7 protein-coding genes are annotated in these 9548 nt (G+C 61.5%); all 7 read right to left on the bottom strand.

Annotation, left to right across the window (positions count from 1 at the left end):
- Positions 1–316: 316 nt before the first annotated feature.
- The 7 genes from GD628_RS16135 to GD628_RS16100 all read right to left on the bottom strand — a co-directional run bounded on the left by GD628_RS16135 (position 317) and on the right by GD628_RS16100 (position 9531).
- Positions 317–694, bottom strand: coding sequence for an ArsR/SmtB family transcription factor (locus tag GD628_RS16135; RefSeq protein WP_152275406.1), 378 nt, complete (start codon positions 692–694; stop codon positions 317–319).
- On the bottom strand, positions 654–1934 hold the full coding sequence (locus tag GD628_RS16130; protein ID WP_152275405.1) for an MFS transporter: 1281 nt from the start codon (positions 1932–1934) through the stop codon (positions 654–656). Before GD628_RS16130 ends, GD628_RS16135 begins: the two co-directional genes overlap by 41 nt.
- Positions 1935–2456: 522 nt before the next feature.
- Positions 2457–3500, bottom strand: a complete 1044-nt coding sequence (locus tag GD628_RS16125; protein ID WP_152275404.1) for a DUF4192 domain-containing protein — start codon at positions 3498–3500, stop codon at positions 2457–2459.
- Positions 3501–3927: 427 nt separating this feature from the next.
- Positions 3928–5220, bottom strand: a complete 1293-nt coding sequence (locus tag GD628_RS16120; protein WP_152275403.1) for a ParB/RepB/Spo0J family partition protein — start codon at positions 5218–5220, stop codon at positions 3928–3930.
- Between the two features lie 1593 nt (positions 5221–6813).
- Entirely contained in the window at positions 6814–7122 is a 309-nt protein-coding gene (locus tag GD628_RS16110) for a hypothetical protein (protein WP_152275401.1), read from the bottom strand.
- Positions 7113–7757: an AAA family ATPase gene (locus tag GD628_RS16105; protein WP_152275400.1), complete on the bottom strand. Its 645-nt coding sequence runs from the start codon at positions 7755–7757 to the stop codon at positions 7113–7115. The genes GD628_RS16110 and GD628_RS16105 overlap by 10 nt, the downstream gene beginning before the upstream one ends.
- 1546 nt (positions 7758–9303) lie before the next feature.
- Positions 9304–9531, bottom strand: coding sequence for a hypothetical protein (locus GD628_RS16100; RefSeq protein WP_152275399.1), 228 nt, complete (start codon positions 9529–9531; stop codon positions 9304–9306).
- Positions 9532–9548 lie beyond the last annotated feature (17 nt).

Below are 9548 nucleotides of genomic sequence, written 5' to 3'. Positions count from 1 at the left end.
CCTCTCCCCCGTTGTTTTTTGCCTGCTGGCGAGCTTGCTCGCTTGTCCCCGACGGAGCAGTGCTCAACGCCGTAGGCGCCAGGGGCTAAGAATCCTGGGAGGAAATAAGCGACGCAGGAGCGCCGGAGAGGATTGTTGGGACCGCAGCCGGTGCCAGCCGGTTGACGCTGCGGAGCGGGGGCGCAGAATCCGTAGGACAGCAGCAAAAAACGTCGTAGACAGATCAGCCGGCGGCGACGAAGGAGCCGCCAGGGATGACCATTATGGGTGGTGAGGCCCGGGATACGCAGTTCGGGTCCGCCAAACTTACGTGTGGTTAGGCGTGGGAGGGTTCGCCAGTGAGGCGGTGATCTGCGTGGTTGATGGTCTCACGGATCAGGCGAAGCAGATGCCCGTCATGCAGGGAGTAGATCACACTCTGCCCGTTCTTGCGGGTATCGACCAGTTCGCTGAGCCGGAGTTTGGCCAGGTGCTGGCTAACCGCGGTGCGCGGCGCCTTGGTCGCGGCAACCAGTTCGGTGACTGTCTTAGGTCCCTCAGCGAGCTGCAGGAGCAGATGCAGCCGGGTAGGCTCGGCGAGCATACGCAGCGTCCCGGCCGCTGTTTCGAGCAGGGCGGGGCTAGCCTCGACATCATGGACTACCGATGGCTGTTCAGGGGCTGCCGTGGCGGTGTGGTCCAACGGGCTGCTCATCACCTTGCTCCAATGTCTCAGTGGTTCCGGTGCCGTGCCGGGGCCAGGAGATGAAGGCCCCTGCCGCTCCTATCATCGCAAGAATCGTCAGTGCCAGCGATGACAGGCCCAGCCCGGCGGCAGCGCCGGCTATACCGGCCAGCGGATAGCTGATGATGTAGCAGGCATGGGAAAGGGAGAACTGGGCGGTAAATACATAAGGCCGTGTTTCCTCAGTGGATGCTTCTCGGAGAAGTCGGGCCGAGGGAGTGAGAATGGTGGAGTTCCCAGCGCCGAGCAGGAACCACAGTCCCAGGAGAGACCACCATGTCGCATCAGAGGCGGGCTGGAACAGCAGCACCGTTGCGCCGGTGAGAGCCAGCGGGGTGGCGGTGGCACCGGTGAGCATGACGGCACGGTCTCCGAAGCGTTCCAGCACCATTGGAGCGGCCAGCGCCACAACCATGGATCCGATGCCAAAACAGGCCAGGGCAAGAGCAAGGTCTGTTTCGGGGCGCTGCAGGAAGTCACGGACGATGACGACGCTGTTCACCAGCACCAGTGCAGTAGGTGCCGAGACCACCAAGTTCAGTGCGAGCAGGGATCGAAGCCGCCGGTTATTCCAGAAAATTCGGGCACCGAGGGTGGTGCGGTGCCACAGCGAGGACGCATCTTCTGGGTGGGCTGGTGCGTTTGCAGGCACCGTTGTGAAGGTAACCATCAGCGCGGAGAACAGGAATCCCCCGACGGTGCCTAAGAAAAGACTGTTATAACTCAGAACTGTTAGCAGCAGCGCGGCGATAGCGGGGCTGGCCAGGGCTTCAAGGTCGTAGGCCAGGCGTGAGAGAGACAAAGCCCGGGTGTAGTCCTTCTCGTCCTTCAACACGCTGGGGATCAGGGACTGGAACGCTGGGGTGAACGTGGCCGACGCTGACTGAAGCAGGAAAATGACCACGTAGATTTGCCAGGTCTCGGTGATGAACGGCAAACATAACGCCATGGCGGCACGAATCAGATCAGCACTGATCAGCACCGGTTTCTTCGGTAGCCGTGTGACCAAGGCATTGATCACCGGTGCGAAGCCAACATAGGCAATCATCTTGATGGTCAGCGCCGTACCCAGCACTGCGCCGGCGTGGCTGCCTGCCAGATCGTAGGCGAGCAGCCCTAGCGCCACCGTCAGCAGGCCGGTACCGAGCAATGCGATGATCTGTGCGCCGAATAACCGCCGGTATGTCTCATTAGCCAGGACCGAAAGCAAACCAACTACCCCTTTGCGTGCGTATGTGCGTTATTACGCACATACGCAGATTACCGCAAAAACTGCCCGCTCGCTCCTGCTGAAAGCACCTAACTGGTCTGCCGGGATCGCGCCCAGTCGTTACAAGAGACTGCGGTGCTCCGCAGAGACCCAAATGATGTCCAGTACCTGAACCTTGCCGCCGGAGCGGGCGGTCGCAAAGGTCTCGTTTCTCTGCGGCTGTCCGTGCCAGAGCGCCCTGATGGCTTCCCTGAGTGCGGAGTCGGTGCGATGAATGAGGTCTGGTCTCATGATTCTCTTCGGATCTCCTTCTTCTTACGTCATTCGGTCACTAGTGGCATGGTTCTCTCCTGATGGAGGGCCGCGCCAGCGTGTCACGGCGGCGGACGGGGGAGCTTGCGGAGGAGGCCGCCGCCGCCGCCCGAACAATAGAACGATCCATGGCCACAGACAATGCAGGCAAAGGCCGGCCCTCGGGGACCACGTCACACCGCCGAGGCCGGCCTTCTCACTCTTCCTTACCTATTCGAGTTGAGTTGCGTTGTAGGCGGTGGCCGGGTTCTTGCCCACTGCCGGTAGTGCACCGGCCCGCAGCATCTCGTTCAGCAGCAGCGTGAGGCGGTGACCCGGCTGGACTTCGAGGGCTTTTTTGAAGTAGGCGGCTGCGACTGAGCTGCGGCCTTTGTACCAGGAGAGCCAGCCCAGGAAGCTGAACAGTTCGGCCCGGGCGGCGCCGGGCGTGTAGGCCAGCAGGTGGAGGAGCAGGGCTTCGGTGGCGTCCACCCGCGCCCAGTCCGGCCGCTCAGTGACTCGGCCGGTGAGAACGTTCCTGATCGTTGCCATGTCTTCGGCGTAGCTGATGGTATCGACGACGAGGCGATCACGCACCGGCTTGCACTGGAGGTAGCCGGCCAGTTCGCATGCCTCGTCCTCGTCGGGCTGGGTGCCGAGCGCTTTCTGCCATGCAGCTCGTGCTTCGCAGTGTCCCGGGTCGGTGAAGTCCAGCGGAACCACGTTTTCCATCCGTGCGGCAGTTTCGGTGATTTTGCGCCCTGCTTCTTCGCTGCCGATGAAGGCGGGATCATCGGCGAGGGTGGTCCGCTTGGCGGAGCCTTTGAAGACCATGTGGGCGCTGATGGCGCTGTCCTCGATCTCAGACAGCGGGCGCAACTGGCAGCACTCGGGGTCTTCGCAGAAGTAGTCTGTCCATCCCTGATCGGTGACGAGCCAGCCGTCGCGGATGGGAAGGCCTCCGCGCTGAAGTTCGCGTTTCATGGCTTCCACGTAGTCCTTGTGGGGTTTGGGGTCGGGGCCGGCGGGCTTTTCGTTCGTGTAGACCATGAGCAGCACGCCGTCCGCGTTGACGTCTTCGAGCAGGTGAGAGGTCAGCGTCCGGGCAAAGTCGGCGGGGCTGATGTCATCGGTGGGGATGTCGATTCGAAGGCTCACTCCCAGTGCGGGGCCTTGCAGGGTCATGAGTCCAAAGGATTCGCGGGGATCGAAGCCGAGGATGTGCGGGAACAGTGCCAGTACGTCGGCCGCGGTGGTGGCTTTGAGCTTTTCCATCGGTTGCTCCTTGTGGTTGCGGGTGGGGTTTTGGCTGGTGGTGGTCCAGCAGTTGGCCTCTCCCCCGTTGTTTTTTGCCTGCTGGCGAGCTTGCTCGCTTGTCCCCGACGGAGCAGTGCTCAACGCCGTAGGCGCCAGGGGCTAAGAATCCTGGGAGGAAATAAGCGACGCAGGAGCGCCGGAGAGGATTGTTGGGACCGCAGCCGGTGCCAGCCGGTTGACGCTGCGGAGCGGGGGCGCAGAATCCGCAGGACAGCAGCAAAAAACGTCGTAGACAGATCAGCCGGCGGCGACGAAGGAGCCGCCGGCCACAGCCCGAAGCGCAGCGCAGGACCGCTCTCTGTTTATCTGTGTATCTGTGTATCTGTATATCCGTGTGCCTTTGGACGAAGGAGGGTGCCCCGGCCTGAGCCGGGGCACCCTCTGCCTACTTTTCGGTGATGATGAGCTCGACGTCGCTGAGGGCGTAGCCCCACTCCCCCAGCTTGGTCAGGTATCGCCATTCGGCATCGGTCGGGGTCCTCCAGGATTGGCGGGAGAGGTTCTGTTCGTATCCGGCGAGAAAGGCCGCGAGGATGATGCCGTCGGGCTTCCGGCCTGGCTTCTCCGCTACTCGGGCTAGTTCTCCGAAGCCGTTGCTGCCTCCGAGGAGTTCGGCAGTGAATCCGCTGTATTTGTTGATGCCGTCCGAGGCTGTGTGGCCGTCAGTGCAGATCGCCTGGGCGATGAACTGCAGGGCGCCCTTGGGCAGGGACTTGGCGGCGAGCAGGTCTTTCAGGAAACCAAGCCGGACTTTCTCGGCCGCGTCCCATGCTTTGTTGTTTTCGATGACGGTTCGGCGTTCGGCCTTTTCCTCTTCTGTCATGGGGCCGCCTGTTTGCGTGCGGCCGGGGAACGTGAGCCCGGCGGCTTTCCAGTCGGTGTGCAGGTACACCACGTTGAGCTCACCGTTGTAGGTGTGCCCGATGTACGCGCCGTTGGCGTCTGCGATGGTGAGGGGTTCCCCATCTGCGGTGCGGAGGTTGCCGATTGGGGCCATTGGTCCCTTGTAGTCGTAGTAGAGGACGTTCTCCGTGACCACGGTCATGCCCTGGGCTTCGATTTCGGCGGTCATGGAGGCGATTTCGGCGGCGCGTTTACGGTCGTCCCTGATGCGCTGGGCGGTGTGGTTGAACCTCTGCGGGTCGTTCGCTGCTGCGCGTTCGAGTTGTTCTATGGCGGTGGTGTCGTCGCTGAATTCCTCGATGATGGCGGCCATTTCCAGTGTCATTCCGCCTGCGAGGGCTGCGGTGGCGGTGTCGTTGGCGCGGACTTTCAGGGCGGCTTCGACGACGGTTTTCTTGGCTCCGGTTTTGCGGGCAATCTGGGTGGCGGAGACTCCCAGCAGCGAGAGCTGGTGGAAGGCTTCGGCACGGTCTACCTCGGTCAGCGCCTGCCGCTGGTCGTTCTCGACGACCTGCTTGGCCATCCGGTCGGCTTCGGTGAGGGCGTCAACGATGTAGACGGGGATCTGGGCCAGGCTGTTCTCGACGGCGGCGAGAGTGCGGCGCTGGCCGAAGAGGACGTGGATGCCGCCGTTTTCCTTGCGCTGGGCGATGACGGGCTGGAGCACTCCGTGCTCCTTGATCGAGGCCAGGAATTCCTTGTCGAGCTGCACGTCGGCACGGACATTCGCGTCGATGGTCAGCTGGGCCGGGTCGATCAGTTCCAGATGTTCCATTGGTTTTGCTCCTTGTGGTTGCGGGTGGGGTTTTGGCTGGTGGTGGTCCAGCAGTTGGCCTCTCCCCCGTTGTTTTTTGCCTGCTGGCGAGCTTGCTCGCTTGTCCCCGACGGAGCAGTGCTCAACGCCGTAGGCGCCAGGGGCTAAGAATCCTGGGAGGAAATAAGCGACGCAGGAGCGCCGGAGAGGATTGTTGGGACCGCAGCCGGTGCCAGCCGGTTGACGCTGCGGAGCGGGGGCGCAGAATCCGTAGGACAGCAGCAAAAAACGTCGTAGACAGATCAGCCGGCGGCGACGAAGGAGCCGCCGGCCACAGCCCGAAGCGCAGCGCAGGCCCGCATTCCTGCCCAGCCCGTTTAGACCGTGGAAAGGTGGTTAAACAGGTTCAGGCAACGCTCTCGCGAGCGTTGCCTGAACCTGTTTGGTAGGGGACTGTCTGTGCGAGCAGGTGAGGGGCTGAGCGGTGGAGCTAGTTCAGCTCCTCCGCCAGCTCAGCGTCTGAGTGCTTTTAGGAGTCCCCGGAAGGCCCTCGCTAGACGCACAGCCCGGTCATTGCAGCCTGGGTGGAAAATGCTGGAGGCGAGGATGAGGATACCCGCATACACGGCGACCGAGATCGGATGCAGCGGTGGGAGGACGAGCAACGGCTCGATGTTGTCGTGAATCATGAGTCGGGACTGCCTTCTTTCACGAACCCGACGATGCAGTGTGAAAGCCTTACGCCCTGGCAGCTAGTTGGCTGGCGCCTGCCTCGGCAGGTTTTCCAATTGACTGTCAGTCAAGCCCAGACATAGTCTGGGGGTACAAGCAAACGTGTGTGGCTTCAATGCGCTGCAGACGAAGGGTAGTTGGTTACCTCTATCCGGACAGTTGGGACTCCTGGCAGAGTCCCTTCTTTCTTTTAAGAGGCCGGGCGCTTTGGACCCTACGATCAGTCTACTTGCGTGTGTTGGGAAACACGCTGGCACCGTACTGTCACGGTTCCTTTGGCAGTGTCCACGACCGCCATATGACGCGGGGCCTAGGGCCTTGTGTGTACTTTGTCACTTCATCCACAGGTCGGGAAAAACGTGTGCTCTGGGCGTTAGACAACTGGACCAAACCCACCCTTATTCGAACATATGTTCTAATAAGGGTGGGTAGCAGGTTGCTATCCGGCGAACCGTAAGGAGTCTGGTTTTTCCATGACAGTCCAGGAATGCGGCACGGTGAGCCAAGCCGAGGTATCCGTGCGTTTCACTACAGCTGGAACCCCGCTCGCTGTGCGTCATGATGGACGGATTTGGGCCGTGGCTGCTGAGCCTGTGCACTGGTACGGCCGGTGCAATTGGTGGGAACGCGACGGGTCAGCGGCCCGGGGAACAGGCGATCTGATCAACGTGGAGTACTGGCAGCTCCAGGTGCGGCTCACTGCGTCGAGTGCTTTGCGCACCTTCACGATACGGCGGGAGCCCAGGGATGAAGAGTGGGTCCTGGAGAGCATTCTTGACTGCGCTGCCTAAAGGAGCCGCTCCACTCATGGGCGGGACACCAGAAAGATAGTATATAGATATCAGAGTGATATCACAGTGATGTAACTACGACATGCTGACGCTATCTTTTGCGATCGGCCCTCCGACGTTCCAGTTCCGGCCAGACAAGGGATTCGAGCAGCTTTTGCTGGCTGCGTCGGTCTTCAACCGCAGCCTCCTTCAGGAGTAGTTTTTGATACTCGTTCAGGCGGAACGGCACCATCTTGGTGAGAGGCGCGTTAGGGTCCAGCTGGTCCTCCTTCCCCGCCGACTCAACCGGGGCGTATCCTCCTCTGCCAAATTCTTCGGCTTTCCTGGCCAGTTCGTCCTGATCCTCACGAACGGCGGTCGCAGGACTCGGCATCGCGGGCTGACGTTTCTTTATAGCCATGACTGAATCTCCTTCACGAGTACCTGGACCTCGGCCTTGGCTGGGCTGTTGGAAGCTTCGACCACTCCCCTGCCGGCTGGGATGCTGTCGCGATAGACCTTGCGGATTTTGAGTGCAGCGTCGATAAGTGGGATCTGCGGATAGTCCCGCAGATATTCCTTGGCCTCGTCCTGCTCAGTTGCTGACGAGTAGGTGGGGACCTGTGTCAGCAAGGCCATGGCCTTGAGCTTGGGATTCATGTCCTGGGCGGTCTCGATGAGTTCAACCATTCCGGGCATCGTGTCCAAGTCAAACTGAGATGGGCGAACCGGAATAATCATCAAGTCGGCGACCGTCATTGCTGTGCGCATTTCCTGGCTGTCGTGGCCGGGGACGTCGACAACGACGTAGCTATAGCGCGTGCAGAGGTCCTTGAGGACTTCCCGGACGTTGCCGGTAGCCTGAACGGAGTGGACCCGGGGGAGCGAGTCGTCTTGCACTCTGTCGCCGGCCCAGGTGAAGGCTGATTGGACGCTTTTATCGCAGTCCACGATGATGACGTCCTCGCCCATCCGGGCGAGTTCTGCGGCGATGTTGACGGTGGTTGTCGTCTTGCCGGTGCCGCCTTTTTGGCTTCCCACTAGAAGTATCGGCATGTCTCCCTCTCTACCAGCAACACTGGCGATATCGCTGTGATATCAAAATGATTCGATAGTGTAATGATATCACTGCGCTATCGATAGCGTGAAGATATCGCCCCGGTCATTGTCACCCTGTCCGCGGTGCGGCCGTCGATGCAATATAGCCGTGCTGAGCGGCCAGCATCCGCCAGCTGGTCCGGGCTCTGCCTCCGGCCACAGCTGATGCTCGATCGAGCTGTTCCTCAGCTATTCGTTTCCGGACCAAGGCCTGTTCACGTTTGAGTGCGGCCGAGCGCGCCGCTGCCTGCTGATCTCGCGAACGAAGAGGTTCACCTTCGGCGGTGCGCCAAGCAGCGAGCCGGGTTTTCAACCACCCACGGATACGTCCAGGCTCCTTGGTGGACGGTGCTCCGCTGTGCGGCCAGGGGGTGCCATCCGGCTGCCAGTCCAGGGCGTGCAGAATATCCGCGACGGTCCATCCTGCGAGGAAGAAGTCCCGGCAGATGCTTGCCAGGTCTTTGATCGACAGGCACCGGAGAGCGAAGGATCGGTACCAGATTTCGGAGGCCGCCGCCTGCCGCTGTATTTTGCGGCTTGTCGTTCGGTGGGCTGGCCAACGTATTTCCGGACGCCATGGCACTGGGGGAGTGGCTGCGCCGCTTGCGGCGCCAGGAGTAGACAGTCGTGGCGGAGCCACGTCCGAAGGAGACTCGTTTTCGCGCGCGCGTGTGTGGGTTAAGTCTTTTTCTTTAAGGTGAGAACCGCCTAGGGCGGGAGGGGTGGCATTTATATCCACAGCCGGTTTCTCTTCCTGGTGGAGCAGGGCAAGCGGGGACGGGACGCACAGGACGTACACGGCCGCTTCGTTGATCTTCTCGCCGTCCGGTCCTGGTGCTGCGTACTGGGCTTGCCGACCGCCGGCAACGCGTCCAAGGAGGCCCCACGCTTCGAATTCTGCGAGGTACCGGGCAATGGTCCGCCGGTGGCAGCCAACCGCCTCGGCAATGGAATCCCAGCCGGGGCGGCAGGTCATGGTCTCGTAGTCGGTTCTGGCGATGAGATAGGCCATCGTCAGAAGCCGGTTTCGCTGCCCGTCTGCGCGCATACGGCGGACAGCCAGCAGGTTCCTGAGATGCGCGGTGACCTGGTTTCCGTGCGCTGCCCGGAGACTGCCCTTGGGCACGGCAGCGCGGACGACCTCGCGCGATGTCTCTGCGCTGCGGTTAACCCGGCGGGTAGCACGGCGGGGGACTGGACCCAGGACGCCGCCGTCCAGGGGGGCACCGGTGCGCTTGTGGCCCTCGGGGACACAGACGAGCTCAGCACGGGCAGATCTGCGGCGTCCTAGGCGGAGAGGGGAGGCGTCGATGCGGTGTGAAGACGCGCCGAGCGCGTCGACTTCACACACAGAAGAAGCCTTGTGTAGACTTACGGGCATAACAGAAGGACCCTCCTAGAGGGTGTAGCTGTAAGAGCCCTTCACCCGGAGCCGCCAAGCAAACGGGGTGGAGAGCTTTCGAACTTCATATGAAGGCCCGCCCTCGTGGCGGGCCTTGTTCGTTTAACTGGCCTTACTGAATAAGACCTCCTGATTCCTCAGAGCGGTAACGTCCACCGATCTCAGGTAGTCAATAAGAGTCTGGGTGGCATGAGGGCCGGGCTTAATACCGAGAATCTGCGCGATTTCTTGCAGTTTGTCCCACTCCGGCTGCTCAAGTTTCACAGCAACGGTGTGGCGCGGACCGACGTCGAGGCGCGGCCTTCCGATTTGTCGCTGGGTCTGCTGCATAACCAACATCCTGTCAC

It is taken from the genome of Arthrobacter koreensis, assembly GCF_009193255.1.
GTDB classification, from domain to species: Bacteria; Actinomycetota; Actinomycetes; order Actinomycetales; family Micrococcaceae; genus Arthrobacter_B; species Arthrobacter_B koreensis.
Note: the sequence above shows the minus strand (reverse complement) of the source record. Positions and strands in the feature narration are given on the sequence as shown.

Excerpts from the sequence above, each read along its gene's own strand:
- GD628_RS16120 (WP_152275403.1), bottom strand. The coding sequence starts at position 5,220 with ATGGAACATCTGGAACTGATCGACCCGGCCCAGCTGACCATCGACGCG.
- GD628_RS16125 (WP_152275404.1), bottom strand. The coding sequence starts at position 3,500 with ATGGAAAAGCTCAAAGCCACCACCGCGGCCGACGTACTGGCACTGTTC.
- GD628_RS16135 (WP_152275406.1), bottom strand. The coding sequence starts at position 694 with ATGAGCAGCCCGTTGGACCACACCGCCACGGCAGCCCCTGAACAGCCA.
- GD628_RS16100 (WP_152275399.1), bottom strand. The coding sequence starts at position 9,531 with ATGCAGCAGACCCAGCGACAAATCGGAAGGCCGCGCCTCGACGTCGGT.
- GD628_RS16110 (WP_152275401.1), bottom strand. The coding sequence starts at position 7,122 with ATGGCTATAAAGAAACGTCAGCCCGCGATGCCGAGTCCTGCGACCGCC.
- GD628_RS16105 (WP_152275400.1), bottom strand. The coding sequence starts at position 7,757 with ATGCCGATACTTCTAGTGGGAAGCCAAAAAGGCGGCACCGGCAAGACG.